We start from the raw sequence: 24,886 nt of genomic DNA, 5'->3' as shown, positions 1-24,886 counted from the left end.
CTCTAGCCGCTACAAGTGTGGAGAGTGCACAACGTGTACTGATGGGAGGCAGTCATGAAAAAGGTTGTCCGTGGTGAAACTTACGACGACAGCAATGTAGAGAGGATACTGCTGTATGCCAAGACGATTGAGGGGCAGACGCTGCGCGAAGTCTTGGATATCCCGGAGGATATGAAACCGAAAGGATACGCGAAGCCGAAAACCGCTGGAAAACAGGGGAACAAAGGTGCGATGGGGGATAATGTCGAGAAGTACTTCTTCGATATCGAAAACAATAATAATCAGGCGCCAGATTTCGATGTGACGGAATTGGAGCTGAAGACCACTGGTCTTATTAGGAATAAAAAAGGTGATATTCGTGCCAAAGAGCGATTGTCTATCACCAATATCAATTATATGACGATTCTTAATGAGACGTTCGAAGACAGTCATATGCGGGACAAGACGAAGCATGTGCTTCTGATGGCGTATGACTACAGGGATGACACCGACAACATCTTCGATATGAAATTCAAGCTTGTGGCTTTGTGGGGCATTCCCGAGGAGGATCTTCCGCAGATTCGAGAAGACTGGGAAAAGGTGATTGCGAAGATTCGTGATGGTAAGGCACATGAAATCAGCAGTCGAGACACGCTGTATCTGGAGGCGGCAACCACCGGAAGTGGGCACGGTGCGACGGTTCAGCAGCCGAATTCGTCGGTGCCGGCCAAGCCGAGAAGATGGGCCTTGAAGGGCTCCTATATGACGAACGTGGTGAATGAATTGCTCGCCAAGAAGAAAGTTGAGAAGATTCAGCGCGATGAGGATGAACGCGACCTTACGCTCGAAGAGCTGATCCGGTCCCGTTTCAAGGACTACATCGGGCTGACCGCCCCGGAAATACTACGCAAGCTGAACAATGCGTGCAGTTCCGGTGCGAAGCAAGCGCATGCCACGTCCACGATGGCGTTGCTCAAGGCGGCGTTCGGCGTCGACCGCGATGCCTTGGTCGCCGAATTCGAAAAAGCTGGTTTGCGTAAGAGCACCATTCGTACACTTCGTGTCGAGAAGAGCGGCCGCATCAAGGAATCCGTATCATTCCCGGCGTTCAAATGGGAGGAAATCGCCGAGACCCCTTGGGAAGACAGTGATTTACGCAAGACGTTGCTCAGTCCGTTCCTCTTTGTGGTGTATCGGGACGGCGGTGATGGCGAATACCGCCTGGATGACGTCGTGCTATGGACTTGTCCAGACGATGCGTTCGCTGAAGCGGAGGAGGTGTACGAGGATACGCGTCGTAAAGTGCGTCGTGGCGTCTACGATCAGTTCGCGCCGATAACGGGTTTGGATGGCACTGGTTCAATTTTCCATGTGCGTCCCCATGCGCGCAACGGCGCTGATACTTATCCCACGCCGCAAGGTGGCGAGGAGATGAAGCGGTCATTTTGGATTACAAATCATTACATCGTGAATGACATTCTGCAGAAGAAAGATTCAAGATAACAGCAGACGCGCGAGTGGACGATTGTGGGCCTGAAGCATATGCTTCAGGCCCACAATCGTTTTAGTGCCAAATCGACACGCTGGGATACAGTAGGATGCTTGATTTTGTCGTGCGCTCGCGTATGATGGATCCGAACGAATGTTCGGATCCATCATACGCGAGCGCGGCAGTCCGCGCCGAAAATGCATAAGGAGTCGCAGACATGACGATACGCATCGCGGAGCTGTTTGCCGGGGTAGGCGGATTCCGTCTGGGACTTGAGGGTTATAACGACGAGCGCTACCCCCAGTTCCGCCGCGAACCGGCCGGACCCTTTAGGACGGTCTGGGCCAATCAGTGGGAACCCATGGGGCAGGAGTCGAAGCAGTTCGCGTGGCGTTGCTATGAGGATCGCTTCGGTGCGGGATCGTGCGTCAACGAGGACATCGCTAAGGTGCTCGATCAGGTCGAAGAGGGGACTCGCGCAATTCCCGAGTTTGACATGTTGGTTGGCGGTTTCCCGTGTCAGGATTATTCGGTGGCGAAGCCCCTGGCGCTGGCGTCCGGCATCGACGGCAAGAAGGGCGTTCTTTGGTGGAGCATCAATCGTCTTCTGGAGATGCGCCATCCGAAGTACGTGCTGCTGGAGAACGTCGACCGATTGCTGAAATCGCCTGCCTCGCAGCGTGGGCGTGATTTCGCCATCATCCTTTCATGCCTGTACCGCCTTGGATATTCCGTTGAGTGGCGTGTGGTCAACGCCGCCGAATACGGTATGCCGCAACGTCGTCGACGCGTATACATTTTCGCGGAGCATGATGCGCCGGAATGGAATCTTGACGATCGGCTGATGCGTTCCGGTGTGATTGCGCGCGCTTTCCCGATTGTTGAGAGCGATAAGCATATCGAACACAACTTCGCCATTTCTGATGATCCTTACCGGGTCACGAAGCATTTCGGAGTAGGTGATTCCGTATCCAAGTTCCAAAACTCCGGAGTGATGCAGGATGGTCATGTGCTGACTCGACGCGTAGATGCCGTTTATGACGGTCCTCGCCAGACTTTGGGCGACGTTCTGGTGCCGGCGGAGCAGGTGTCGGAGGCGTTTTGGATTGATGAGGCGAAGTTGTCCTCATGGCAGTATCTCAAGGGGGGGAAGCGTGAGGAGCGTGTGGCTCGGACAGGTTATACCTATACCTACTCCGAAGGTCCTGTCGCTTTCCCGGATTCGCTTGATCAACCCAGCCGCACGATTCTGACGGGTGAGGGCGGCAGCGGCGCTTCCCGAACGAAACATGTCGTGGAACAGAATGGTCGGCTCAGGCGTTTGGTTCCTGACGAATTGGACGCGTTGCAGGAATTCCCCGTCGGCTGGACGGGTGACGATCTGATGAGTGACGGTCATAGGGCTTTCTGCATGGGCAACGCACTCGTGACGGGAATCCCGCATCGAATCGGTCGTATTCTGGCCGAAGACGTCGCATGAATGAGAGGAATCCCCATGTTTTATGGCATGGGGATTCCTCTTCAATGTGCTTGAGGCATCAGCGCCAAAGCCGTTGCGCATCTGCGGCGCGTCGCACGTCCGGCATTGTCAAGCCGGCCGATATACTAGAGGATTGTTGTGTTTCCCTACGGGGTCCTTCAAAGCGCTTTCCCACTCGCCATAAGGACTTTCAGGGAGCCCACGGTAATGAGACCGAACGGACGACGCCCTAACCAAGCATGTCCGGGAAGTCCGGAACACAATACAAAGAAAAGGTATATCGTGAAAACTTTCACACCGAAGCCAGCTGATCTGACTCACGACTGGTACATCATCGACGCCTCCGACGTCGTGCTTGGCCGTCTTTCCGTCGCCGCGGCGAACCTGCTGCGCGGCAAGAACAAGCCGTCCTTCGCTCCTCACGCCGATTCCGGCAATTACGTCATCATCATCAACGCCGACAAGATCGCGCTGACCGGTGACAAGATGGACAAGGAACTCTACTCCCACTCCGGTCGTCCCGGCGGTCTGCGCCGCGACAGCTATGCCGAGCTGCTCAAGAACAAGCCGGAGCGCATCATCATGCACGCCGTCAAGGGCATGCTGCCGAAGAACAAGCTCGCCAAGGTCCAGCTGACCCGTCTGCGCGTCTTCGCTGGCGAAGAGCATCCGTACGCCGGCCAGCAGCCGCAGGTCTTCGAGATCGAACAGGTCTCGCAGCAGGCAAAGTGAACCGTTAGGAGATAGATATCATGGCTGAAAACACCAACAACTCCCCGGTTCAGGAAACCGAGGCTGAGAACACCGTCGCCTTCACCACCGAGACCAACTCCGGCGCCGGCACCGGCACCTCCGCGATCGCCCCGGGCTACGGCACCGGCCGTCGCAAGGAAGCCGTCGCCCGCGTGCGTCTGGTTCCGGGCACCGGCAAGTGGACGATCAACGGCCGTACGCTCGAGGAGTACTTCCCGTCGAAGCTGCAGCAGCGTGAAGTCAACTCGCCGATCGTCCTGCTTAAGCTTGAGAACAAGTTCGACGTCATCGTCCTCGTCGACGGCGGCGGCACCACCGGCCAGGCCGGTGCGATCCGCCTCGGCGTCGCACGCGCGCTCAACGCGATCGACCGCGACGCGAACCGTGCGGCCCTGAAGAAGGCCGGCTTCCTGACGCGCGACGCGCGCGTCGTCGAGCGCAAGAAGGCGGGTCTGCACAAGGCTCGTCGTGCGCCGCAGTTCTCGAAGCGCTGATTTTCGTTTTACTGCATCAGACAGGCCATCCGCCATCGGCGGGTGGCCTGTTCTGTTTCCCCCGTGAGTTTCGTCGGGGACTCTCGCCGGCACGTTGCGGCCCGCGCTCAACCCTCCTCGGCCTTCGAACGCTGCAGCAGGATGCTGATGCTCAGCGCGGGGAAGGTCCAGATGTGGGTTCCGACGCCGTCGGCGTCCACCGCAGTGGTGTAGCGGTCGGCGTCGATGACGTGACCGATCGGCGACGACGGCGTCGCCGAATCGGCCACGTTCTTGCGAATCGCCCGTTCGATCCTCGGCAGCCCGAGCATCGTGGGATCTGCGTCCCCGCCGCCGGCTGCGCACATCGCCCAGTTCGGGGCGCCCGCGCGTGCCGACTTCGGCACATAGTGGCCCGATCTGGCCGCACCGCTCGCCATCGTCGTGCCGTCCCGCGACGCCGCATCGGACGCGTTGCGCTGCGCCTGCTCCATCATCTGCGTGAAAGTCTCGTCGGCGTCATGCTGCCGGCGCATCGCGCGGTCGACCCAGAACGACTTCTCGAGCGGGACCGTGAACCGCTCCTCATGCATGCCGGGGCACGGCCGCTCGCCGGTCGTCTCCGCCGACGACCACAGCACGTCCCAATGCGCGTCCGGGGGCATGTGGAAGCGCAGAGGTTTGTCGCAGCCGTTGACGACGATCGCGACGTCGAGCTCGTCCTTGCTCAGCAGGCGCATCGTGAACGAGCGGATCGACGTGTCGAACCAGTCGCGCTCCATCGGCGTCGTGCCGTCCGGCAGCAGCCATTGGATGCGGCTCGACGGTTTGAGCAGCCCCAGCTGGCTCAACCGCGTGAAGAAGTCCTCGTGGTTGTAGATGTCGAGCGACTTGCGCACCGCGATGAGGCGCGAGATTGACTCCATCCGCATGTATTCGGGAGTCTTCGTCTCGGGCAGGATCCAATCCCAGTCGAGCCAGGTGATGTCGTTGTCCTGGCAGTACGCGTTGTTGTTGCCGCCCTGCGAGTTGTTGAACTCGTCGCCGGCGAGCATCATCGGCGTGCCGAGCGAGAGCATCAGCGTGCCGAGCATGTTCATGCGCGCGCGTTCGCGCAGCAGCGCCACGTGCGGGTCGTCGCAAGGCCCCTCGACGCCGAAGTTCGCGCAGTTGTTGGTGTCCGCGCCGTCGTTGTTGTGTTCGCCGTTCGCCTCGTTGTGCTTCGCCGAGTACTGCGTGAGGTCGGCGAGCGTGAAACCGTCGTGTGCCGTCACGAAGTTGATCGACGACGTCGCGCCGCGTCCCGGATCGGTCGCGAACAGGTCCGCCGAGCCGCACAACCGCGTCGCCATCTCCTGCATGCCGACGCCTTCGCATGCGCCGTCGTTGACCTCGCGCACCCAGAATCTGCGCGTCGCGTCGCGGAAACGGTCGTTCCATTCGGCGAAGGGGGAGAGGAACTGGCCGGTGCGCCATCCCTGCTCGCCCAGATCCCATGGCTCCATGATCAGCTTGAGGTTGCCGAGCAGCGGTTCCGAACGCAGCGCGTACAGGAACGGATGGTACGGCGTGAACGACCCGTTGAGCCGCGCGAGGCTGACGCCCAGGTCGAAGCGGAAGCCGTCGATGCCGATGCGCTTCGCCCAGTAGCTGAGCGCATCGACGGCGAAGGTGATGTTGTGCGTGTCGGTGAAGTCGATCGTGTTGCCGCAGCCGGTCGTGTCCTCGAGCTCGCCGCCTTGATGCTGCTGCCGGTAGAACGTGAGGTTGTCGAGGCCGCGCCAGCACACCGACGGCCCGGCGTTGCCGCCTTCGCAGGTGTGGTTGAAGACGACGTCCATGATCACCTCGAAGCCGGCGCTGTGCAGCGCGCGCACCATTTCGATGACCTCGTGGCGCACCGCTCGGGCGCCGCGCCGTTGTGCCGTCCTCGTCGCGTACGACGGCTCGGGGGAGAAGAAGCTGAGCGTCGAGTATCCCCAGTAGTTCGCGCAGTTGCGTTCCTGCAGGAAGACCTCTGACTGCTTCGCCATGATCGGCAGCAGCTCGATCGACGTGACGCCGAGTCCCTGCAGATAGGCGAGCGTCGTCGGATGGGCGAGCCCCGCATAGGTGCCGCGCAGCTCCTCGGGCAGCCACGGCGCCTTCGCCGTGAAGCCCTTGACATGCAGTTCGTAGATGACGGTGCGGCTCCACGGCACATGCGGGTGCGACGGGTCGGCGTCGTGCTTCGTCACATCTCGGTCGTCGATCGCGACCGAAATCGGCACCTTGCCGAGGGAGTCGAGCCGGTTCATCGCGCCCCACGCCGACCCCTTGATCAGGCCGTTCTTCAACGAGCAGTCGTAGGCGAAGGCGGCCGGGTCGAGCGTCATCGAACCCTCGATGCCCTTGGCGTAGGGGTCGAGCAGGAACTTGTAGGGATTGAAGCGCAGCCCGTGCCGTGGGTCCCAAGCCCCGTCGGCGCGGTAGCCGTAGTGCATGCCGTCCCATGCCTTGTCTAGGTGCAGATACCACAGTCCGTAGCGTGGACCCTCCATGCGGAACAGCGTCTCGCGCACGCCCAACGATTTGAGCACGCGCGTGCAGATCGGGAAGCGGCGCACCTGATCGATGAACGGCAGCGTCGGCTCCTCGTTGATGCGCACCGCCTCATTGTAGAAGCGGCTCGGCTCGTCGATCGGCTCGAGGACGCTGAACCACAGCTGATCGGCGGTCTCGGAGCGCGCGACGACGTCGGCGCCGCCGTCGTCGGTGAAGAACAGTCCTGGTCGCGTCGCGTAACGGTGAAGTTCGGGCAGCTGCATGGCACCATTGTAGGCGGCCGTATGCGGCGTGGAGCGCGCGGTGCCGGGGAATGGACACCGAGGCCGGACATGTCCCGCGACCGTTCAGCGCAGCAGCGCGAGCTCGCGCAGATGGTCGCGCACGATCGCGTAGGCGGCGCCGTAGGCGTCCTGGTAGACGTCGCACAGGCCGCGCGCGATGCGCGGGGGAGCGTCGTCGTCGCCGGTGCCCGCGGCCGTGCGGGAGGCGGCCGGGTGTCCTGCGACGAGACGGTCGAGCTGCGCAATCTCGGCGTCGTCGAGGAAACCGGCGATCGGGCCGCACAGTAGCACGTCGGCGGCGAATACGGCGCGGATGCTGATAATCGCCTGCGCGAGCGAGCGCAGCCATTCGCGCATGCGGTCGCGGTGGTGGACCTCCCCCTGCTCGAGCACGCCGAAGAACCCGGGCAGGCTTTCGCCCTCCTCGGTGAGGTTCGCAGACGAGCAGTAGACGTTGAGGCAGCCGTTGCCGCCGCATTCGCAGCGCGGGCCGTCCGGGTCGAGCGGCATGTGCTCGAGCGCGCCGGTGTGGGGGAGGCCACCCTGCAGCACGGCGCTGCCGATATGGTTGCCGAGGAACAGGCAGACGGCGTCGCGCAGCGCCGGTCGCGCGCGCAGTTCGGCGAAGGCGTATGCGCAGTAGCGCTCGGTCGTCGTCACCGGCAATGTGATGCGTTCGCCGATCGCCGCATAGTCGAGGCTGCTCGCCGTGTTGATGTGCCGGGGGACGGCGAGGCCGACGCCGAGCGGAGGCGTGCCGGCGGCCGCGACCTGCTCGGCGAATTCGTCGATGATGCGCGCCGCCCTGCCGTAGAATGCGGCGTCGGCGTGCGCGGCGATCGTCGTGTGGCGTTCGTCGAGCGCCGTGCCGTCAAGTCCGACGGCGATGCAGACGATTTCGGTCGAACGGATCGTGACGCCGATCGCGCAGCGTCTGCGGTAGTTGAAGGTGTAGGTGCGTGCGCGGCGTCCGCCGGTCGACTGCCGGTGGCCGGCGACGACGATCAGTCCGGCGTCCTCGAGCAGTCGCAGGCGCGCGTTGAGCGTCGGTGCGCTGATATGCAGCGCGTCCGCGATGCCGCGTTTGGCGACCGGTTCGCCGTGGTACAGCAGCGCGAGGATCTCGTCTGCGCCGTCGGGCAGCGCGGGGATGTGGTCGTCGTGGGGCATCGGTGTCCTTTGTTCGGGTTTGCGTCGGTTCCGTGCGCAGTCCATCCTGCGCACCCAGTTCGATAAATCAATTTTACAGAAGTTTTCGAGCGTGCGGAACATTGATAAAGAGGTTTTGTGAAAGTTTCTCGCGGGTGGTCGTCGAGACGTTGTTCGTGTGAGTGAAAAAACGCACAAAATGTTTCATTTGGTGTATATCGGGCGGTAAAACTGTCAATATCGAAAGCTCAACGCACGAAAAGATAACAGAATCGAACAAGTTTGTCGCAACACGGCACATGCTGACAAGTCGGCGGATGTTCGATACATTGTGTACATCACCACGTCGCGGTGGCGGTCATGCCCCGTGACGAGGACGGCAATGCGTTGGCAGCAACGCACGACAGCAGATTCTATTAGGAGGATCTCATGGCAGAAGCACGCAAGGACGATGCGCAGAAGGCCCCTGCACAGGATGTGAAGGACGCCGCCAAGGGCGCACCGGCCGCGACGCCTGTTGTGGACAAGGAAGCGGCCGCCCAGGCCGAGGTCGACGCGCTCGTCGCGAGGGCGACGCAGGCGCTCGACGAATTCGAGAAGCTCGATCAGGAGACGGTCGACCGCATCGTCGCGAAGGCGTCCGTCGCTGCGCTCAACAAGCACCTCGTGCTCGCCAAGCTGGCCGTCGACGAGACCGGCCGGGGACTCGTCGAGGACAAGGCCACGAAGAACATCTTCGCCTGCGAGCACGTCACGAACTACATGGCCGGCCAGAAGACCGTCGGCATCATCCGCGAGGACGACGTGCTCGGCATCGACGAAGTGGCCGAGCCGGTCGGTGTCGTCGCCGGAGTGACCCCGGTCACGAACCCGACCTCCACCGCGATCTTCAAGTCGCTCATCGCGCTCAAGACCCGCTGCCCGATCGTCTTCGGCTTCCATCCGGGCGCGCAGAAGAGCTCCGTCGAGGCGGCGCGCATCGTGCGCGACGCGGCGATCGAGGCCGGCGCTCCGGAGAACTGCATCCAGTGGATCGAGCACCCGTCGATCGAGGCGACCGGCGCGCTGATGAAGCATCCCGGCATCGCGACGATCCTCGCGACCGGCGGCCCGGGCATGGTCAAGGCCGCGTACTCCTCCGGCAAGCCGGCGCTCGGCGTCGGCGCCGGCAACGCCCCGGCCTACGTCGACGCCAACGTCGACGTCCAGCGCGTCGCGAACGACCTGATCCTGTCCAAGCACTTCGACTACGGCATGATCTGCGCGACCGAGCAGGCGATCATCGCGCACAAGGACATCTACGACCCGCTCGTCAAGGAGCTTAAGCGCCGCAAGGCCTACTTCGTCAATGACGAGGAGAAGGCGAAGCTCGAGCAGTACATGTTCGGCTGCACCGCCTACTCCGGCCAGACGCCGAAGCTCAACTCGGTCGTCCCGGGCAAGTCGCCGCAGTTCATCGCGCACGAGGCGGGATTCGAGATCCCCGAGGACGCGACGATCCTCGCTGCTGAATGCGCCGAGGTCGGCGAGATGGAACCGCTGACGATGGAGAAGCTCGCGCCGGTGCACGCCGTCCTCAAGTTCGACGACCAGGAGCAGGGCTTCGAGATGTGCGAGGAGATGCTTAAGCACGGAGCCGGCCACACCGCGGCGATCCACACGAACAACGACGACCTCGTGCGCGAGTACGGCCTGCGCATGCACGCGTGCCGCATCATCTGGAACCAGCCGAGCTCGCTCGGCGGCATCGGCGACATCTACAACTCGATCGCCCCGTCGCTCACGCTCGGATGCGGCTCCTACGGCGGCAACTCGGTCTCGGGCAACGTCCAGGCCATCAATCTGCTCAACATCAAGCGCATCGCCCGAAGGAACAACAACATGCAGTGGTTCAAGATCCCGTCGAAGACCTACTTCGAGCCGAACGCGATCAAGTACCTGCGCGACATGTACGGCATCGAACGCGCCGTCATCGTCTGCGACAAGGTCATGGAGCAGCTCGGCGTCGTCGACAAGGTCATCGACCAGCTGCGCGCGCGCTCCAACCGCGTCACCTTCCGCATCGTCGACTACGTCGAGCCGGAGCCGAGCGTCGAGACCGTCGAGCGCGGCGCCGCGATGATGCGCGACGAGTTCGAGCCGGACACGATCATCGCCGTCGGCGGCGGCTCGCCGATGGACGCCGCGAAGATCATGTGGCTGCTCTACGAGCACCCGGAGATCGCGTTCTCCGACGTGCGCGAGAAGTTCTTCGACATCCGCAAGCGCGCGTTCAAGATCCCGCCGCTGGGCAAGAAGGCGAAGCTCGTGTGCATCCCGACCTCGTCCGGCACCGGTTCCGAGGTCACGCCGTTCGCCGTCATCACCGACCACAAGACCGGTTACAAGTACCCGATCACCGACTACGCGCTCACGCCGTCCGTCGCGATCGTCGATCCGGTGCTCGCACGCACGCAGCCGCGCCGCCTCGCCTCCGACGCCGGCTTCGACGCGCTGACGCACTCGATGGAGGCCTACGTCTCCGTCTACGCGAACGACTTCACCGATGGCATGGCGCTGCACGCAGCCAAGCTGATCTGGGACAACCTCGCCGAGTCCGTCAACAGCGAACCGGGCGCCGCGAAGACGAAGGCACAGGAGAAGATGCACAACGCCGCGACGATGGCCGGCATGGCCTTCGGCTCCGCGTTCCTCGGCATGTGCCACGCGATGGCGCACACGATCGGCGCGCTGTGCCACATCGCGCACGGCCGCACCAACTCGATCCTGCTGCCGTACGTCATCCGCTACAACGGCCAGATCCCCGAGGAACCGACGTCGTGGCCGAAGTACAACAAGTACATCGCGCCGGAGCGCTATCAGGAGATCGCGAAGAACCTCGGCATCGATCCGGGCAAGACCCCGGCCGAAGGCGTCGAGAACCTCGCGAAGGCCGTCGAGGACTACCGCGACAACAAGCTCGGCATGAACAAGTCCTTCCAGGACTGCGGTGTCGACGAGGACTACTTCTGGAGCATCCTCGAGCAGATCGGCATGCGCGCCTATGAGGACCAGTGCGCGCCGGCGAATCCGCGCATCCCGCAGATCCAGGACATGATGGACATCGCGATCGCCGCCTACTACGGCGTCTCGCAGCAGGAGGGCCACAAGATCCGCGTCGAGCGCGAAGGCGTCAACGCGACCGAGGAGGCCTCGCAGCGCATCTGACCGGCATGTCCGCCGGCCATGGCCCCTTGAGGGCCGACGGCCGGCGGATGATGCGCCGATGATGCATGTGGATATGGCGCGGCGCCCGTCCGATCAATCGGACGGGCGCCGCGCCATATCCACATGCCTATTATCTATCCGCATGCCATGAGGTCAGGGCGGTGCGGCCGCGGCATGTCACGGGCCTCATGCGCCCAGCGGGATCAGGACGAGCATCAGCAGGCTCATGACCGACTCGGTGACGCCGACGGCCTTGACCGGAACCGTTCGATGGCGCGCGATGAGCGGCAGCGCGACGGCGCGCGCGAGCAGCGCGAGCGCGAGCGCGCCGTACAGCGCATCGCACAGGAAGCCGAACGCGACGAGGAGCGCATGATAGGCCCAGCTTGCATACAGATAGCCGCGGTGGCCGCGTTCGCGGATCATCGTTTTGACGAACAGCACCGAACCGAACAACGCGAGCGCGAACCCGGTGGCGATCTCGACGCCGACGTCCGGGAACAGCGCCGGATCGTACAGCCGCGGCAGCCGGTTGGTCGCCGACGGGGCGAGGCAGCGCGTGCCGAAGGGCGCGACGACCGTCGCCATCGCCGATGCGGCGAGCACGGCGGCCAGATTCGACCACAGGCTGCGTTCGCGCCGCATCCACGAGGCGAGCAGCGAGACGCCGCACAGCACGGCGTATATCGGCGCCCACCACAGGACGCCGGGATGCAGCACGAGGAACGGGAGGCCGGCGACAGCCAGCACGAGCGCGTACGTCAGCGCGGGCGTCCGATAGCGGCGACGGAAGCGCGACTTGCACCAGCGTGCGGTCGTGAACTGCGCGCAGTAGCAGATTGCCCACAGCGCGACGAGCCACGTCGAGGTCCATGTCGGACCGGTCGCGGCCCATGCGGCGAGCGACGGGAACAGCGCGATCGACCATGCGCCGGGTTCGGTCGAGACCCAGTCGCGGACCGAACGGCGCACGGGCCGCCGCGGCTTCGCGTCGGTGCCCGATCCGGATGCGGCTGAAGGGGAGGAGGTTGTCTGAGGCATGGCCCCAAGCCTAGATTGGCGGACCCCGGCACGCCAGAGGGGACGACGGTTTTTCTCCGGAACGTACGCGACACGCCCGGACTGTGCCATGTAGGGGGCTGGTGCTTGAATATAACAGTTGCCTGAAAAGGGCTCGCATAATTGGAATTCAAAAAAGCGAGCGTGGCGCGGGTCATTCCGCAAGGGACGGACATCGTGGCCATGCACTGATGTGGATCAGCCGGGAGGCGTATGTCTTCCGGGTGCTCTTCGCCGGTGCCCTGAGCAGGTTAGTGGTAAATAGTCAACGAATCGCTAGAAAGGGCGGAAGGCAATGGCGGGACAGAAAATCCGCATCAGGCTTAAGTCCTATGACCATGAGGTCATCGACCAATCGGCGAAGAAGATCGTCGAAACGGTGACGAACGCGGGCGCAACTGTGGTTGGCCCGGTTCCGCTCCCGACGGAGAAGAACGTGTACTGCGTCATCCGTTCTCCGCATAAGTACAAGGATTCCCGCGAGCATTTCGAGATGCGCACTCACAAGCGTCTCATCGATATTGTGGATCCCACCCCCAAGGCTGTGGACTCCCTCATGCATATTGATCTGCCTGCGGACGTCAACATCGAGATCAAGCTGTAAAGGGAGGAGGAATCGCTATGTCGAACACCAAGCGCACCGCACTGCTGGGCAAGAAGCTCGGTATGTCGCAGGTCTGGGACGAGAACGGATTCTTCGTCCCCGTCACCCTCGTGGACGTCTCCACGAACGTCGTGACCGCAGTCAAGAACGAAGAGACCGACGGCTACAAGGCCGTCCAGCTCGGCTACGGCCAGGTCGACCCGCGCAAGGTCACCAAGCCGCTCGCCGGCCACTTCGCGAAGGCCGGCGTCACGCCGCGCCGCCACCTCGCCGAGGTCCGCACCGACAACGTCGAGGACTTCCAGCCGGGTCAGGAACTCACCGCCGAACTCTTCCCGGAGGGCGCGCAGGTCGACGTGACCGGCACGACCAAGGGCAAGGGCTTCGCCGGCACCATCAAGCGTTGGGGCTTCAAGTCCTACCGCCGCACGCACGGTTCCCACAAGAACGAACGCCGTCCGGGTTCGGTCGGCGCATGCGCGACTCCGAGCCGTATCCTCAAGGGCAAGCGCATGGCTGGCCGCATGGGCCACGCCACTAACACCGTCCTCAACCTCACCGTGGTCTCCTCGGACGTTGAGAACGGCGTCATCGCCATCAAGGGCGCCATTCCGGGCCCGAAGGGTGGCATCGTGCTCGTCCGTTCTGCAGTGAAGGGAGCCTGATAGATCATGGCAAACGTTACTCTGAACGTCACCGACAACAAGGGCCAGGCCGCTGGCTCGATCGAGGCGCCCGCTGATTTCTTCGGCTTCACCGCCGAAGAGGTCCAGCAGCACGTCCCGCTGATCCACCAGGTCGTCGTCGCGCAGCTCGCCGCCGCGCGTCAGGGCACTCACGCGGTCAAGAACCGCGCCAAGGTCTCCGGCGGCGGCCGCAAGCCGTGGAAGCAGAAGGGCACCGGCCGCGCCCGTCAGGGCTCGATCCGCGCCCCGCAGTGGTACCACGGCGGCGTCGTCCACGGACCGGTCCCGCGTGACTACTCCCAGCGCACCCCGAAGAAGATGAAGGCCGCAGCGCTCAAGTACGTGCTGTCCGACCGCGCCAACAACGGCCGCGTCGCCGTCATCGACTTCGGCATCACCGAACCGTCGACGAAGACCGCGCTTTCCGCGCTCACGCCGATCGTCGGCGATGGCTTCACGACCGTTGTGCTGTCCCGCGACAACATCAACGAGTGGCTTTCCGTGCGCAACATCCCGACCGTTCATCCGATCTTCGCCGATCAGCTCAACACCTACGACGTGGTGACCGCCCAGTACGTGGTGTTCTCGAAGGAAGGCTACGAAGCGTTCCTCGAGGCGAAGAAGCCGGCAGAAAAGGAGGCCTGATTCTCATGGTCGCAGTTCACAAGCCAGCTCACGATATCATCCTCAAGCCTGTCGTCTCCGAAAAGAGCTACGCCCTGTCCGATATGGGTCAGTACACCTTCGTGGTTGCCCCAGATGCGAACAAGGTGCAGATCAAGCAGGCCATCGAGGAGATCTTCAAGGTCAAGGTGACGAACGTCAACACCCTCAACCGTGCAGGCAAGCGCACGCGCACCCGCACCGGCTACGGCCGTCGCGTCAATGAGAAGCGCGCGATCGTGACCGTCGCCGAGGGCCAGTCGATCGACATCTTCGGTAACTGAAGGTTAGCCGACAAAAGTTAAAGGAAGAACTAGATTATGGCTATCCGCGTTTATAAGCCGACCACTCCTGGCCGTCGCAACGCGTCCGTGTCGGACTTCTCCGACCTCACGCGCCGCACGCCTGAGAAGTCGCTCGTACGCAAGAACAGCAAAACTGGCGGCCGCAACTCGTACGGCCGCATGACCTCCCGCCATCGCGGCGGCGGCCACAAGCGCCAGTACCGTCTCATCGACTTCAAGCGTTGGGACAAGGACGGCGTGCCGGCGACGGTTGCCGAGATCGAGTACGATCCGAACCGTTCCGCCCGCATCGCGCTGCTGCACTACGCCGACGGCGAGAAGCGCTACATCATCGCCCCGGAGGGCGTCAAGCAGGGCGACCGCATCGAGACCGGCGCCAAGGCCGACATCAAGCCGGGCAACAACCTCCCGCTGCGCAACATCCCGACCGGTACCGTGGTCCACGCGATCGAGCTCCGCCCGCTCGGCGGCGCGAAGATCGCACGCTCCGCCGGCGCCGCCGTGCAGCTCGTCGCGAAGGACGGCGCCTACGCCCAGCTGCGTATGCCGTCCGGCGAGATCCGCAACGTGGACGCCCGCTGCCGCGCGACGGTCGGCGAGGTCGGCAACTCCGACCACGCCAACATCCAGCTCGGCAAGGCCGGTCGTGCACGTTGGATGGGCAAGCGCCCGATCACCCGTGGTGAGTCCATGAACCCTGTCGATCACCCGCATGGTGGTCGTACCCGTGGCGGCAAGCCGCCGGTCTCCCCGTGGGGCAAGGGTGAGGTTCGTACTCGTCGTCCTAAGAAGGCTTCGAACAAGATGATCGTTCGTCGTCGTCCTAATGGCAAGAACCGCAAGTAAGGGAGTGTCGAACAGATGACTCGTAGCATCAAGAAGGGCCCCTTCGTCGACGCCCACCTGCAGAAGAAAGTCGACGAGCAGAATGAGAAGGGCACGCACAACGTCATCAAGACGTGGTCGCGCCGTTCGATGATCACCCCCGATTTCATCGGACACACCTTCGCAGTTCACGATGGCCGCAAGCACGTCCCGGTGTTCGTCACCGAGGCCATGGTCGGACACAAGCTCGGTGAGTTCGCCCCGACGCGTACCTTCAAGGGTCACGTGAAGGACGACAAGAAGTCGCGCCGCTGAAAGTAGGAGAGTAAGGACACATGGAAGCTAAAGCAATCGCTCGTCACGTCCGCGTGACGCCGCGCAAGGCTCGCCGTATGGTCAACCTCGTCCGAGGCAAGAAGGCGGCAGATGCAATCACCATCCTCAAGTTCGCTCCGCAGGACGCGAGCACCCCGGTGCTCAAGGTCCTTGAGAGCGCCATCGCCAACGCTCGCGTGAAGGCCGACAAGGCCGGCGAGCCGTTCCGCGAGAACGACCTGTACATCAAGGAGACCTATGTGGACGAAGGCGTGACGCTCAAGCGTTTCCGCGCTCGTGCACAGGGCCGTGCGGCTCGTATCAACAAGCGTACGAGCCACATCACGGTCGTCGTCGCCACCAAGGAAGGAGCCCGCTAAAGATGGGTCAGAAGATTAATCCCTTTGGCTATCGCCTGGGCATTACTGAGGACCATCGTTCGAAGTGGTTCTCCGATTCCAACAAGGCCGGCGAACGCTACCGCGACTTCGTGCTCGAAGACGACGCCATCCGCAAGGAGATGACGAAGGACCTCGAGCGTGCAGGCGTGTCCCGCATCATCATCGAGCGCACCCGCGACCGCGTGCGTGTGGACATCCACACGGCCCGCCCGGGCATCGTCATCGGCCGCCGCGGCGCCGAGGCCGAGCGCGTCCGCGCCAAGCTCGAGAAGCTCACCGGCAAGCAGGTCCAGCTCAACATCTTCGAAGTGAAGAACCCGGCCCTCGACGCCCAGCTCGTCGCGCAGGGCATCGCCGAGCAGCTGACGAACCGCGTGACCTTCCGTCGCGCGATGCGCAAGGCTCAGCAGGACGCCATGCGCGCCGGCGCCAAGGGTATCCGCATCAAGCTCTCGGGCCGTCTCGGCGGCGCCGAAATGAGCCGTTCGGAGTTCTACCGCGAAGGCCGCGTCCCGCTGCAGACGCTCCGCGCCCTCATCGATTACGGCTTCTTCGAGGCCAAGACCACCTACGGTCGCATCGGCGTCAAGGTGTGGATCTACAAGGGCGACATGACCGAGCGTGAGTTCGAAGAGCAGCAGGCGCAGCAGGGCAACAACCGCAACGGCCGCCGCGGCGATCGCCGCCCGCGCCGCGGTCAGCGCAATGGTCAGCGCGGCAACCAGCAGAACCAGGTGAAGACCGGCGTCGACCAGCCGGTCGAAGCTCCGGTCGCGCAGGAAGCCACCGCTGCACCGGCATCGGAAACTAAGGAGTGAGCTGAAGATGCTTATCCCAAAGAGGACCAAATACCGTAAGCAGCATCGCCCGGACCGCCACGGCATGTCCAAGGGCGGCAACGAGATCAACTTCGGCGATTTCGCTATCCAGGCACTGGCTCCGGCCTATGTCACCAACCGCCAGATCGAGGCGGCCCGTATCGCGATGACCCGTTACATCAAGCGTGGCGGCAAGGTGTGGATCACGATCTTCCCGGATCGTCCGCTCACCAAGCACCCGCTCGGTGCCCGAATGGGTTCCGGTAAGGGTACCCCGGAATTCTGGATCGCCAACGTCCATCCCGGACGCGTTATGTTCGAGATCGGCGGCGTCTCGGAGGATGTCGCTCGCGAGGCCCTGCGCCGCGCAATCGACAAGCTCCCCATGAAGTGCCGTGTGATTGCTCGTGAAGGCGGTGACATCTGATGGCAGTCGGATCCGAAGAATACACGATGAAGAATCTCAACGAGAAGACCAACGCGGAGATCGAGGGCTTCCTCAAGAAGTCCAAGGAAGAGCTGTTCAACCTGCGCTTCCAGCACGCGACCGGTCAGCTTGAGAACACCGCTCGCCTCAAGGCGGTCAAGCACGACATCGCCAGGATGTACACCGTCCTGCGCGAACGCGAGCTTGGCATCAGCCAGGCTCCTGAGGCGACCGAAACGAAAGCTGAGGAGAAGTAATGGCTGAAGAGCGCAACTCCCGCAAGGTTCGTCGCGGTTATGTCGTGTCCGATAAGATGGACAAGACCATTTCCGTGGAACTCGAACTCCGTACGACCCACCCGCTGTATGGCAAGGTCGTTCGTTCAACCCGCACGGTCAAGGCTCATGACGAACACAATGAAGCTCACGTTGGCGACCTCGTGAGTATCATGGAGACTCGTCCACTGAGCAAGACCAAGCGTTGGCGTCTCGATAGCATCATCGAGCGCGCTAAGTAATAAGTTCGGCAAGGCTCGCTGATTCACCCGGTCCATCCTTACGCTAGGATGGACCGGGTGATCAGGGAGAACCAGCTCGGCTAAGGAGAATCAATGATTCAACAGGAAACGCGGCTTCATGTCGCCGACAACACGGGTGCAAAGGAACTCCTGTGCATCCGAGTGCTCGGCGGATCGAAGCGACGCTATGCTGGAATCGGCGACGTGATCGTCGCCTCCGTTAAGGACGCGATCCCTAACGGTTCCGTCAAGAAGGGCGACGTCGTCAAGGCCGTCGTCGTCCGTACCGTCAAGGAACGCCGTCGCGCCGACGGCTCCTACATCAAGTTCGACGAGAACGCCGCCGTCATTCTCGGCTCCGGCCGTGAACCGAAGGGCACTCGTATCTTCGGACCGGTTGGCCGTGAACTGCGCGACAAGCGCTTCATGCGCATCGTGTCCCTCGCCCCGGAGGTGATCTGAGAATGGTAGCCAAGATTAAGAGCGGCGACCTCGTCAAGGTCATCCGCGGCAAGGATCGTGGCAAGGAAGGCACCGTCAAGCGTGTGCTCAAGGACGACCGTCTGATCGTCGAAGGCGTTCAGATCGTCAAGAAGCACGTCCGCGCGACCCAGCAGGGTCAGCAGGCCGGCATCGTCGAGGTCGAGGCCCCGATCCATCGCTCCAACGTGATGGTCATCGATCCCGAGACCAAGCAGCCGACGCGCGTTGGCGTCATCGTCAAGGAAGAAGCACGCGACGGCAAGGTCAAGACCGTGCGCGTTCGCGTTGCGAAGAAGTCAGGAAAGGAGCTGGCATGAGCGAAGTGGTTGAAGAGATCACCGTCGAAGCGCCTGTTACTCCGCGCCTGAAGCAGGAGTACAAGGACGTCATCGTCCCTGAACTCGAGAAGGAATTCAAGCACGACAACCCGATGCAGATCCCTCGCATCGAGAAGGTCGTCGTCTCGATGGGCGTCGGCGCCGCGGCTCGCGACTCCAAGCTCATCGAAGGCGCCGTGCGTGACCTCACCGCGATCACCGGCCAGAAGCCGAAGATCACGAAGGCCAAGAAGTCCGTCGCGCAGTTCCATCTGCGTGAAGGCCAGGCCATTGGCGCCTACGTCACGCTCCGCGGCGACCGCATGTGGGAGTTCCTCGATCGTCTTCTCACGCTGGCGCTGCCGCGCATCCGCGATTTCCGCGGCATCAACGGCCACCAGTTCGACGGTCAGGGCAACTACAACTTCGGTCTGACCGAGCAGTCCATGTTCCACGAGATCGATCCCGATTCGATCGATCACCAGCGCGGCATGGACATCACCGTGGTGACCACCACTAAGAGCGACGACGAGGCCTATGCGCTGCTCAAGGCGCTCGGCTTCCCGTTCAAGGAGAACTGAAATGGCAAAAACGTGTCTTAAGGTCAAGGCGCTGCGCAAGCCGAAGTTCAAGGTGCGTGCGTACACCCGTTGCATGGTCTGCGGCCGTCCTCATTCGGTCTACCGCAAGTTCGGCCTCTGCCGCATCTGCCTTCGCGAGAAGGCCCACCGCGGCGAGCTGCCCGGCGTCACGAAGTCCAGTTGGTAAATATCGACGCTGAAGGTCCGCGGCCCCGAAGGACTGCCTGCAGTCCCAAGGGCGGCGGAAACCACGGCGAGAAAGGGCGTTAGCCCAAATGACAATGACAGATCCGATCGCAGATATGCTTACGCGTCTGCGTAATGCGAGCGCGGCCAAGCACGAAACCGTGGATATGCCGTACTCCAAGTTCAAGAAGAACATCGCCGAGATCCTCAAGCGTGAAGGCTACATCGCGGACTTCACCGCCAAGGATGCCCGCGTCGGCCAGACGCTCGAGCTCACGCTCAAGTACGGCCCGAACGGCGAGCGTTCCATTCAGGGCATCAAGCGCATCTCGAAGCCGGGCCTTCGCCGCTACGCGAAGTCCGACGCGCTGCCGATGCCGCTCGGTGGTCTCGGAATCGCCATCATCTCGACGAGCTCGGGACTGATGACCCAGAAGGAATGCCTCGACCGGGGCATCGGCGGCGAGATCGTCGCCTACGTTTGGTGAGAAAGGAGAGCTGAACAATGGCATCACATATCGGCAAGCTCCCGATCACCATTCCGTCGGGCGATGAAATCACGATCAACGGTCAGGAGTTCACGGTCAAGGGACCGAAGGGCTCCGACTCCTACACCATCCCTGAAGGCATCACCGCCAAGGTCGAAGGCGACGAGCTCATCGTGAGCGCGAACGACGACCTGCGTCCGACCCGCGCGAAGCATGGCCTCGCGCGCTCGATCATGGCCTCGATGGTCAAGGGTGTGCATGACGGCTACGCGAAGAGCCTCGACATCGTCGGCACCGGCTACCGCGCTCAGATGAAGGGCAAGGGCATCGAGTTCTCGCTCGGCTACTCCCACACCATCACCGTCGAGCCGCCGGAGGGCATCGAGTTCGAACTCCCGAACCCGAACCAGGTGATCGTCAAGGGCACCGACAAGCAGGTCGTTGGCCAGGTTGCCGCGAACATCCGCAAGCTTCGTGCCCCGGAACCCTACAAGGGCAAGGGCATCAAGTACTCGGACGAGCGCATCCGTCGCAAGGCTGGAAAGGCTGGTAAGTGATATGAGCGTCAAGATCTACGGTAAAGGCAAGAAGGTCGCGCTGAAGCGTCGCCACGCTCGTATCCGCAAGCGCATCAGCGGTACCGCCGAACTCCCGCGTCTGGTGGTCACCCGTTCCAACCGCCACATGGTCGCCCAGATCGTCGATGACACGATCGGCAAGACGATCGTCAGCGAATCCACGCTGATGAGCGACTTCGCCGACTTCGAGGGCACGAAGACCGAAGCGGCCAAGCAGGTCGGTCTCCTGATCGCCAAGAAGGCCCAGGATGCAGGCATCACCGCGGTCGTCTTCGACCGTGGCGGCAACATGTACCATGGTCGCGTCGCAGCCGTTGCTGATGGCGCCCGCGAGGGAGGTCTGGCACTGTGAGCGACAACGAAAAGGAAACCCAGGTGGCTGAAGAAACTCAGAACACTCAGGCAACCGCCGAGTCCAACAACGACGACCGCCGGAACCGTCGCGGACAGCGTGGCGAAGGCCGTCGTGGCGAGCGTCGCAACCGTCGCGAGGAGAACCGCGGCGACGAGATGCTCGATCGCGTCGTGACGATCAACCGCGTGTCCAAGACCCACAAGGGCGGCCGTACGTTCAGCTTCGCCGCGCTCGTCGTCGTCGGTGACGGTAACGGCACCGTCGGCGTCGGCTACGGCAAGTCCCGTGAGGTCCCGGCGGCCATCGCCAAGGGCCAGCTGGACGCCAAGAAGCATCTGTTCAACGTCCCGCGCGTGCGCGGCACCGTGACCCACCCGGTCACCGGTCGCGACCACGCCGGCGTCGTCATGCTTCGTCCGGCCGCTCCGGGTACCGGCGTTATCGCCGGCTCCGCGGTGCGCGCCGTCATGGAATGCGCAGGCATCACCGACGTCCTGACGAAGTCGATGGGTTCGTCGACCGCGGTCAACGTGGTTCGCGCTACCGTCGATGCCCTCAAGCAGCTCGAAGAGCCCGAGGAGATCGCGGCCCGTCGTGGACTGTCCGTGCAGGAAGTCGCGCCGGATGCGCTGCTCCGCTCTCGTGCGGCCGGCATCGCCGAGGCCCGCAAGGCCCGCGAGGAAGCCCAGGCTGCCGCAAAGGATGGTGAGTGATGGCTAATCTCAAGATCACGCTCGTGCACGGTGTCTGCGGTGCGAACCCGAAGCAGCGTGCGACCGTGCAGACGCTGGCCCTTCGCAAGATCGGTCAGAGCGTCGTCCGTGAAGACAATTCGACGACGCGCGGCCTCATCAACGTCGTGCGTCATCTGGTCAAGGTCGAGGAGGCTGAGTGATCATGGCTGAAGAGAACAACATTCTGCAGATGCATGACCTCCGTCCGGCTCCGGGCGCCAAGAAGGACCGCATTCGCGTCGGTCGTGGCGAAGGCTCGAAGGGTAAGACCTCGGGTCGTGGCGACAAGGGCACCAAGAAGCGCTATCAGGTTCGTCCTGGCTTCGAAGGCGGCCAGCTGCCGCTCTACATGCGCCTGCCGAAGCTCCGTGGCTTCCGCAGCCCGTTCAAGACCGAGTACCAGGTCGTCAACATCAACACCCTCGCGGAGCTCTTCCCGCAGGGTGGCGACGTCACCGTGGCCGATCTCGTGGCCAAGGGTGCCGTCCGCGCCAACCGTCCGGTCAAGGTCCTCGGCGAGGGCGAGACGACGGTGGCCTTCACCATCAAGGGTGTCAAGGCCTCCGCTTCCGCCAAGTCGAAGATCGAAGCCGCCGGCGGCTCGATCAGCGAAGACTGATTGAGATCAGGCCGGGGCCGTGGCCCCGGCCTGATCGACATGTCGATATGGTCCCCTCCGCGCATCGCGTGAGGGGACCATATCATTATCCGGCTCACTATCCGGACAGATCCGCACCGTCGAGCAGGCGCGTCCGCGGGCGCCGATGCCCGCATATCGGAATGGACGGGGCAGCCCTGCGAACGTTCTCGGTATACGAAATGTGCGGAAATTCTATAGATTTTGGAAGCGGCGCCGCAACCGGTAGACACGATGGGATAAACTCTTCCCCTAGAGTGTGTTTTTCGACCGTGTGCGAGCGAGTTCGTACCAGACATGGAGGGAACCCAAGGTGAGGACATTAATCCAGGCCTTCCGAACCAAGGAACTGAGGAAGAAGATCTTCTTCGTCCTTGGCATGATCATCATTTACCGCATCGGCGCGTTCATCCCCGCCCCGGGCGTCAGCGAGCAGGCTGTGCGCGAATGCACGGCGAGCACCGGATCCGAGAACTTCATCGGACTGGTCAACTTGTTCTCCGGCGGCGCGATGCTCCAGCTGTCCATCTTCGCACTCGGCGTCATGCCATACATCACCGCATCGATCGTTATCCAGCTGCTGCGCGTCGTCATCCCGCGATTCGAGACGCTGCACAAGGAGGGCCAGTCGGGTGAGGCGAAGCTCACGCAGTACACGCGTTACCTGACGATCGGCCTGGCGATCCTGCAGTCGACGACGATTGTCGTCACCGCGAAGTCCGGCGCGCTCTTCAACTATCAGTGCCCGAACATCATCCCGGACGGTTCGATCTGGACGCTCGTCGTCATGGTCCTCGTCATGACCGGCGGCACCGGTTTGATCATGTGGATGGCCGAGCTCATCACCGAGAAGGGCATCGGCCAGGGCATGTCGATCCTCATCTTCCTGTCCATCTGCTCCGGCTTCCTGCCGCAGCTGTGGCAGATCGGCTACGGCACGAACGGCTCCGACGGCAACTGGGGCAAGTTCGCGATCGTCACCGGCGTCCTGCTCGTCATCATGGTCTTCGTCAACTACGTCGAGCTTTCGCAACGCCGCATCCCGGTGCAGTACACGCGCCGCATGATCGGCCGCAAGATGTACGGCGGCTCCTCCACCTACCTGCCGCTCAAGATCAACATGAGCGGCGTCATCCCGCCGATCTTCGCCTCGTCGATCCTCGCGATCCCGACGCTCATCGCGCAGTTCGGCAAGTCCGACGCCGGCTGGGTCCAGTGGATCAACACGAACCTCGCGAACTCGACGACGCTGTGGTACATCCTGCTGTACGCGCTGATGATCGTGTTCTTCACGTTCTTCTACACCGAGATCACGTTCAATCCGGACGAGACCGCCGACAACATGAAGCAGTACGGCGGTTTCATCCCGGGCATCCGCGCGGGCAACGCGACGGCGCGCTACCTCAAGTACGTCATCAACCGACTCAACACCGTCGGTGCCGTCTACCTGCTCTTCGTCGCGCTGCTGCCGACCGTGCTCATCATGGCGCTCAACCTCAACACGCAGCTGCCCTTCGGCGGTACGACGATCCTGATCATCGCCGGCGTCGGCCTCGACACGCTGCGCCAGGCGAAGGCCCAGACCGAGCAGTACCAGTACGCCGGATTCCTGTTCGAAAACAACGAGCACATCGAAGGCAAGTGATCCGGCCCCGCGCCGATGACGCGGCCTGACATGAGGCCACCGTGCATGCGCACGGTGGCCTCATGCATTCCTGCATCCGAGTATGCTTGACGTGGATTCATCCAGCAATGCGACAACGAAAGGACACACGCATGCGTCTTCTCATCATGGGACCCCAGGGCGTCGGCAAGGGCACGCAGGCTGCGCTGCTCGCCACCCACTACGACATCCCGGCGATCTCGACCGGCGACATCTTCCGCTACAACATCAAGAACAAGACGCCGCTCGGCATTGAGGCGCTGTCCTACACGGACAAGGGCGAACTCGTGCCGGACTCGCTGACGAACACGATCGTCAAGGACCGTCTCGCGATGGACGACACCGCCAACGGCTGGATCCTCGACGGCTATCCGCGCAACGCGGCGCAGGTCGAGGCGCTCGACGCGATGCTGGCCGAGCTCGGCCAGTCCCTCGACGCCGTCGTCGCGCTCGAAGCGGGCCGCGACGTACTGCTCGAGCGCATGGCCAAGCGCGCGAAGGAGCAGGGCCGTTCCGACGACACGCCGGAGGTCATCGCGAAGCGTCTCGAGACCTACGAGAGGGAGACCGCTCCGCTGCTCGGCATCTACAAGGAGCGCGGCCTGCTCATCACCGTCGACGGCGTCGGCGACGTCGACGCGATCTCGCAGACGATCATCGAGAAGCTCGACGCGAACGTCAAGGCGAGCTGAACGCCGGTTGTGCACGCACGACGACCCCCGACGTGCGCGCCTCCGCGGTCTTCGGACGCGGATGGCGCGCACGTCGTCGCATATGCGGGCTTTCGGGAGGACGGCGCGGCATGCGTCGGGGAATAGCGGGGGAGCGGCGCCGGTTGTGCACGGCGGGATGTAATACGACACGCCGTATTTGAATCTCGATGCTT

Annotated in this window: 31 protein-coding genes; 28 read left to right on the top strand and 3 right to left on the bottom strand. The window is 62.8% G+C overall.

Annotation, left to right across the window (positions count from 1 at the left end; translation table 11 throughout):
* Window positions 1-54 precede the first annotated feature (54 nt).
* The 4 genes from D2E22_RS09610 (at window position 55) to rpsI (ending at window position 4,195) form a co-directional block, all read left to right on the top strand.
* Window positions 55-1,482 carry a Sau3AI family type II restriction endonuclease gene (locus D2E22_RS09610; RefSeq protein WP_126032867.1) on the top strand — a complete coding sequence of 476 codons (1,428 nt, stop codon included), beginning with the start codon at window positions 55-57 and terminating at the stop codon, window positions 1,480-1,482.
* A gap of 203 nt (window positions 1,483-1,685) precedes the next feature.
* A complete protein-coding gene (gene dcm / locus D2E22_RS09605; RefSeq protein ID WP_126032866.1) occupies window positions 1,686-2,948 on the top strand; it encodes a DNA (cytosine-5-)-methyltransferase in 1,263 nt (420 codons plus the stop codon).
* 282 nt (window positions 2,949-3,230) lie between these two features.
* Window positions 3,231-3,680 carry a 50S ribosomal protein L13 gene (gene rplM / locus D2E22_RS09600; protein ID WP_024540978.1) on the top strand — a complete coding sequence of 150 codons (450 nt, stop codon included), beginning with the start codon at window positions 3,231-3,233 and terminating at the stop codon, window positions 3,678-3,680.
* Between the two features lie 20 nt (window positions 3,681-3,700).
* Entirely contained in the window at window positions 3,701-4,195 is a 495-nt protein-coding gene (gene rpsI, locus D2E22_RS09595) for a 30S ribosomal protein S9 (RefSeq protein ID WP_126032865.1), read from the top strand.
* A gap of 107 nt (window positions 4,196-4,302) precedes the next feature.
* Here rpsI and glgX read toward each other — a convergent pair whose 3' ends face one another.
* Both glgX and D2E22_RS09585 read right to left on the bottom strand, forming a co-directional pair.
* Window positions 4,303-6,981: a glycogen debranching protein GlgX gene (gene glgX / locus D2E22_RS09590; RefSeq protein WP_126032864.1), complete on the bottom strand. Its 2,679-nt coding sequence runs from the start codon at window positions 6,979-6,981 to the stop codon at window positions 4,303-4,305.
* An 84-nt stretch (window positions 6,982-7,065) separates the two neighbouring features.
* Window positions 7,066-8,172 (bottom strand): ROK family transcriptional regulator, encoded by a 1,107-nt coding sequence (locus D2E22_RS09585; protein ID WP_164518501.1) that lies wholly within the window; start codon window positions 8,170-8,172, stop codon window positions 7,066-7,068.
* 408 nt (window positions 8,173-8,580) lie between these two features.
* Between D2E22_RS09585 and adhE the strand changes: the two genes are divergently transcribed.
* A complete protein-coding gene (gene adhE, locus D2E22_RS09580) occupies window positions 8,581-11,358 on the top strand; it encodes a bifunctional acetaldehyde-CoA/alcohol dehydrogenase (protein ID WP_241218394.1) in 2,778 nt (925 codons plus the stop codon).
* A gap of 186 nt (window positions 11,359-11,544) precedes the next feature.
* Here adhE and D2E22_RS09575 read toward each other — a convergent pair whose 3' ends face one another.
* On the bottom strand, window positions 11,545-12,399 hold the full coding sequence (locus D2E22_RS09575; protein WP_126032862.1) for a YwiC-like family protein: 855 nt from the start codon (window positions 12,397-12,399) through the stop codon (window positions 11,545-11,547).
* 313 nt (window positions 12,400-12,712) lie between these two features.
* Here D2E22_RS09575 and rpsJ point away from each other — a divergent pair, with 313 nt between their 5' ends.
* The 23 genes from rpsJ to D2E22_RS09460 all read left to right on the top strand — a co-directional run bounded on the left by rpsJ (window position 12,713) and on the right by D2E22_RS09460 (window position 24,692).
* Window positions 12,713-13,021 (top strand): 30S ribosomal protein S10, encoded by a 309-nt coding sequence (gene rpsJ, locus D2E22_RS09570; protein ID WP_004268570.1) that lies wholly within the window; start codon window positions 12,713-12,715, stop codon window positions 13,019-13,021.
* Window positions 13,022-13,038: 17 nt separating this feature from the next.
* Window positions 13,039-13,686, top strand: coding sequence for a 50S ribosomal protein L3 (rplC, locus tag D2E22_RS09565; protein WP_026644637.1), 648 nt, complete (start codon window positions 13,039-13,041; stop codon window positions 13,684-13,686).
* 6 nt (window positions 13,687-13,692) lie between these two features.
* Window positions 13,693-14,352 carry a 50S ribosomal protein L4 gene (rplD, locus tag D2E22_RS09560; protein ID WP_126032861.1) on the top strand — a complete coding sequence of 220 codons (660 nt, stop codon included), beginning with the start codon at window positions 13,693-13,695 and terminating at the stop codon, window positions 14,350-14,352.
* A 5-nt stretch (window positions 14,353-14,357) separates the two neighbouring features.
* Window positions 14,358-14,654: a 50S ribosomal protein L23 gene (rplW, locus tag D2E22_RS09555; protein WP_026644635.1), complete on the top strand. Its 297-nt coding sequence runs from the start codon at window positions 14,358-14,360 to the stop codon at window positions 14,652-14,654.
* A gap of 36 nt (window positions 14,655-14,690) precedes the next feature.
* Window positions 14,691-15,521: a 50S ribosomal protein L2 gene (gene rplB, locus D2E22_RS09550; RefSeq protein ID WP_024540970.1), complete on the top strand. Its 831-nt coding sequence runs from the start codon at window positions 14,691-14,693 to the stop codon at window positions 15,519-15,521.
* 15 nt (window positions 15,522-15,536) lie between these two features.
* The gene (gene rpsS / locus D2E22_RS09545; RefSeq protein WP_022858217.1) at window positions 15,537-15,815 is read left to right on the top strand and encodes a 30S ribosomal protein S19; all 279 of its coding nucleotides are present in this window, start codon (window positions 15,537-15,539) and stop codon (window positions 15,813-15,815) included.
* Between the two features lie 20 nt (window positions 15,816-15,835).
* The gene (gene rplV / locus D2E22_RS09540) at window positions 15,836-16,195 is read left to right on the top strand and encodes a 50S ribosomal protein L22 (protein WP_126032860.1); all 360 of its coding nucleotides are present in this window, start codon (window positions 15,836-15,838) and stop codon (window positions 16,193-16,195) included.
* A 2-nt stretch (window positions 16,196-16,197) separates the two neighbouring features.
* Entirely contained in the window at window positions 16,198-17,034 is an 837-nt protein-coding gene (rpsC, locus tag D2E22_RS09535; RefSeq protein WP_126032859.1) for a 30S ribosomal protein S3, read from the top strand.
* Window positions 17,035-17,041: 7 nt separating this feature from the next.
* Entirely contained in the window at window positions 17,042-17,461 is a 420-nt protein-coding gene (gene rplP / locus D2E22_RS09530) for a 50S ribosomal protein L16 (protein ID WP_004268585.1), read from the top strand.
* The gene (gene rpmC / locus D2E22_RS09525; protein WP_024540967.1) at window positions 17,461-17,718 is read left to right on the top strand and encodes a 50S ribosomal protein L29; all 258 of its coding nucleotides are present in this window, start codon (window positions 17,461-17,463) and stop codon (window positions 17,716-17,718) included. The genes rplP and rpmC overlap by 1 nt, the downstream gene beginning before the upstream one ends.
* Window positions 17,718-17,978, top strand: coding sequence for a 30S ribosomal protein S17 (rpsQ, locus tag D2E22_RS09520; RefSeq protein ID WP_024540966.1), 261 nt, complete (start codon window positions 17,718-17,720; stop codon window positions 17,976-17,978). Before rpmC ends, rpsQ begins: the two co-directional genes overlap by 1 nt.
* A gap of 93 nt (window positions 17,979-18,071) precedes the next feature.
* On the top strand, window positions 18,072-18,440 hold the full coding sequence (gene rplN, locus D2E22_RS09515; protein ID WP_022858223.1) for a 50S ribosomal protein L14: 369 nt from the start codon (window positions 18,072-18,074) through the stop codon (window positions 18,438-18,440).
* 2 nt (window positions 18,441-18,442) lie between these two features.
* Window positions 18,443-18,778: a 50S ribosomal protein L24 gene (rplX, locus tag D2E22_RS09510; protein WP_024540965.1), complete on the top strand. Its 336-nt coding sequence runs from the start codon at window positions 18,443-18,445 to the stop codon at window positions 18,776-18,778.
* Entirely contained in the window at window positions 18,775-19,359 is a 585-nt protein-coding gene (rplE, locus tag D2E22_RS09505) for a 50S ribosomal protein L5 (protein WP_095612553.1), read from the top strand. Before rplX ends, rplE begins: the two co-directional genes overlap by 4 nt.
* Window position 19,360: 1 nt before the next feature.
* Window positions 19,361-19,546, top strand: a complete 186-nt coding sequence (locus D2E22_RS09500) for a type Z 30S ribosomal protein S14 (RefSeq protein ID WP_004268593.1) — start codon at window positions 19,361-19,363, stop codon at window positions 19,544-19,546.
* An 88-nt stretch (window positions 19,547-19,634) separates the two neighbouring features.
* Window positions 19,635-20,033, top strand: a complete 399-nt coding sequence (gene rpsH / locus D2E22_RS09495; RefSeq protein WP_126032858.1) for a 30S ribosomal protein S8 — start codon at window positions 19,635-19,637, stop codon at window positions 20,031-20,033.
* Window positions 20,034-20,050: 17 nt separating this feature from the next.
* Window positions 20,051-20,590 carry a 50S ribosomal protein L6 gene (gene rplF, locus D2E22_RS09490; RefSeq protein ID WP_126032857.1) on the top strand — a complete coding sequence of 180 codons (540 nt, stop codon included), beginning with the start codon at window positions 20,051-20,053 and terminating at the stop codon, window positions 20,588-20,590.
* A gap of 1 nt (window position 20,591) precedes the next feature.
* Window positions 20,592-20,963 (top strand): 50S ribosomal protein L18, encoded by a 372-nt coding sequence (gene rplR, locus D2E22_RS09485; protein WP_024540961.1) that lies wholly within the window; start codon window positions 20,592-20,594, stop codon window positions 20,961-20,963.
* Window positions 20,960-21,679, top strand: a complete 720-nt coding sequence (rpsE, locus tag D2E22_RS09480; protein ID WP_034247860.1) for a 30S ribosomal protein S5 — start codon at window positions 20,960-20,962, stop codon at window positions 21,677-21,679. The genes rplR and rpsE overlap by 4 nt, the downstream gene beginning before the upstream one ends.
* Window positions 21,679-21,861, top strand: a complete 183-nt coding sequence (rpmD, locus tag D2E22_RS09475; protein WP_024540959.1) for a 50S ribosomal protein L30 — start codon at window positions 21,679-21,681, stop codon at window positions 21,859-21,861. Before rpsE ends, rpmD begins: the two co-directional genes overlap by 1 nt.
* 2 nt (window positions 21,862-21,863) lie before the next feature.
* The gene (gene rplO, locus D2E22_RS09470) at window positions 21,864-22,319 is read left to right on the top strand and encodes a 50S ribosomal protein L15 (RefSeq protein ID WP_126032856.1); all 456 of its coding nucleotides are present in this window, start codon (window positions 21,864-21,866) and stop codon (window positions 22,317-22,319) included.
* Window positions 22,320-22,650: 331 nt separating this feature from the next.
* Window positions 22,651-23,982 (top strand): preprotein translocase subunit SecY, encoded by a 1,332-nt coding sequence (gene secY, locus D2E22_RS09465; protein WP_126032855.1) that lies wholly within the window; start codon window positions 22,651-22,653, stop codon window positions 23,980-23,982.
* A gap of 131 nt (window positions 23,983-24,113) precedes the next feature.
* Window positions 24,114-24,692, top strand: coding sequence for an adenylate kinase (locus D2E22_RS09460; protein ID WP_126032854.1), 579 nt, complete (start codon window positions 24,114-24,116; stop codon window positions 24,690-24,692).
* The last annotated feature ends 194 nt before the right edge of the window (window positions 24,693-24,886 follow it).

Source organism: Bifidobacterium castoris (assembly GCF_003952025.1).
GTDB lineage: Bacteria > Actinomycetota > Actinomycetes > Actinomycetales > Bifidobacteriaceae > Bifidobacterium > Bifidobacterium castoris.
This window is presented reverse-complemented; position numbering and strand designations above follow the sequence as displayed.

Coding starts and splice junctions, on each gene's coding strand:
- rpsJ (WP_004268570.1), top strand. CDS start 12,713: ATGGCGGGACAGAAAATCCGCATCAGGCTTAAGTCCTATGACCATGAG.
- rplX (WP_024540965.1), top strand. CDS start 18,443: ATGGTAGCCAAGATTAAGAGCGGCGACCTCGTCAAGGTCATCCGCGGC.
- rplR (WP_024540961.1), top strand. CDS start 20,592: ATGAGCGTCAAGATCTACGGTAAAGGCAAGAAGGTCGCGCTGAAGCGT.
- rplC (WP_026644637.1), top strand. CDS start 13,039: ATGTCGAACACCAAGCGCACCGCACTGCTGGGCAAGAAGCTCGGTATG.
- rplP (WP_004268585.1), top strand. CDS start 17,042: ATGCTTATCCCAAAGAGGACCAAATACCGTAAGCAGCATCGCCCGGAC.
- rpmD (WP_024540959.1), top strand. CDS start 21,679: ATGGCTAATCTCAAGATCACGCTCGTGCACGGTGTCTGCGGTGCGAAC.
- dcm (WP_126032866.1), top strand. CDS start 1,686: ATGACGATACGCATCGCGGAGCTGTTTGCCGGGGTAGGCGGATTCCGT.
- D2E22_RS09610 (WP_126032867.1), top strand. CDS start 55: ATGAAAAAGGTTGTCCGTGGTGAAACTTACGACGACAGCAATGTAGAG.
- rplN (WP_022858223.1), top strand. CDS start 18,072: ATGATTCAACAGGAAACGCGGCTTCATGTCGCCGACAACACGGGTGCA.
- rplB (WP_024540970.1), top strand. CDS start 14,691: ATGGCTATCCGCGTTTATAAGCCGACCACTCCTGGCCGTCGCAACGCG.
- adhE (WP_241218394.1), top strand. CDS start 8,581: ATGGCAGAAGCACGCAAGGACGATGCGCAGAAGGCCCCTGCACAGGAT.
- rplW (WP_026644635.1), top strand. CDS start 14,358: ATGGTCGCAGTTCACAAGCCAGCTCACGATATCATCCTCAAGCCTGTC.
- D2E22_RS09460 (WP_126032854.1), top strand. CDS start 24,114: ATGCGTCTTCTCATCATGGGACCCCAGGGCGTCGGCAAGGGCACGCAG.
- rplE (WP_095612553.1), top strand. CDS start 18,775: ATGAGCGAAGTGGTTGAAGAGATCACCGTCGAAGCGCCTGTTACTCCG.
- D2E22_RS09575 (WP_126032862.1), bottom strand. CDS start 12,399: ATGCCTCAGACAACCTCCTCCCCTTCAGCCGCATCCGGATCGGGCACC.
- D2E22_RS09585 (WP_164518501.1), bottom strand. CDS start 8,172: ATGCCCCACGACGACCACATCCCCGCGCTGCCCGACGGCGCAGACGAG.
- rpsC (WP_126032859.1), top strand. CDS start 16,198: ATGGGTCAGAAGATTAATCCCTTTGGCTATCGCCTGGGCATTACTGAG.
- D2E22_RS09500 (WP_004268593.1), top strand. CDS start 19,361: ATGGCAAAAACGTGTCTTAAGGTCAAGGCGCTGCGCAAGCCGAAGTTC.
- rpsI (WP_126032865.1), top strand. CDS start 3,701: ATGGCTGAAAACACCAACAACTCCCCGGTTCAGGAAACCGAGGCTGAG.
- rplF (WP_126032857.1), top strand. CDS start 20,051: ATGGCATCACATATCGGCAAGCTCCCGATCACCATTCCGTCGGGCGAT.
- rplD (WP_126032861.1), top strand. CDS start 13,693: ATGGCAAACGTTACTCTGAACGTCACCGACAACAAGGGCCAGGCCGCT.
- rpsH (WP_126032858.1), top strand. CDS start 19,635: ATGACAATGACAGATCCGATCGCAGATATGCTTACGCGTCTGCGTAAT.
- glgX (WP_126032864.1), bottom strand. CDS start 6,981: ATGCAGCTGCCCGAACTTCACCGTTACGCGACGCGACCAGGACTGTTC.
- rplO (WP_126032856.1), top strand. CDS start 21,864: ATGGCTGAAGAGAACAACATTCTGCAGATGCATGACCTCCGTCCGGCT.
- rpmC (WP_024540967.1), top strand. CDS start 17,461: ATGGCAGTCGGATCCGAAGAATACACGATGAAGAATCTCAACGAGAAG.
- rplV (WP_126032860.1), top strand. CDS start 15,836: ATGGAAGCTAAAGCAATCGCTCGTCACGTCCGCGTGACGCCGCGCAAG.
- rpsS (WP_022858217.1), top strand. CDS start 15,537: ATGACTCGTAGCATCAAGAAGGGCCCCTTCGTCGACGCCCACCTGCAG.
- rpsQ (WP_024540966.1), top strand. CDS start 17,718: ATGGCTGAAGAGCGCAACTCCCGCAAGGTTCGTCGCGGTTATGTCGTG.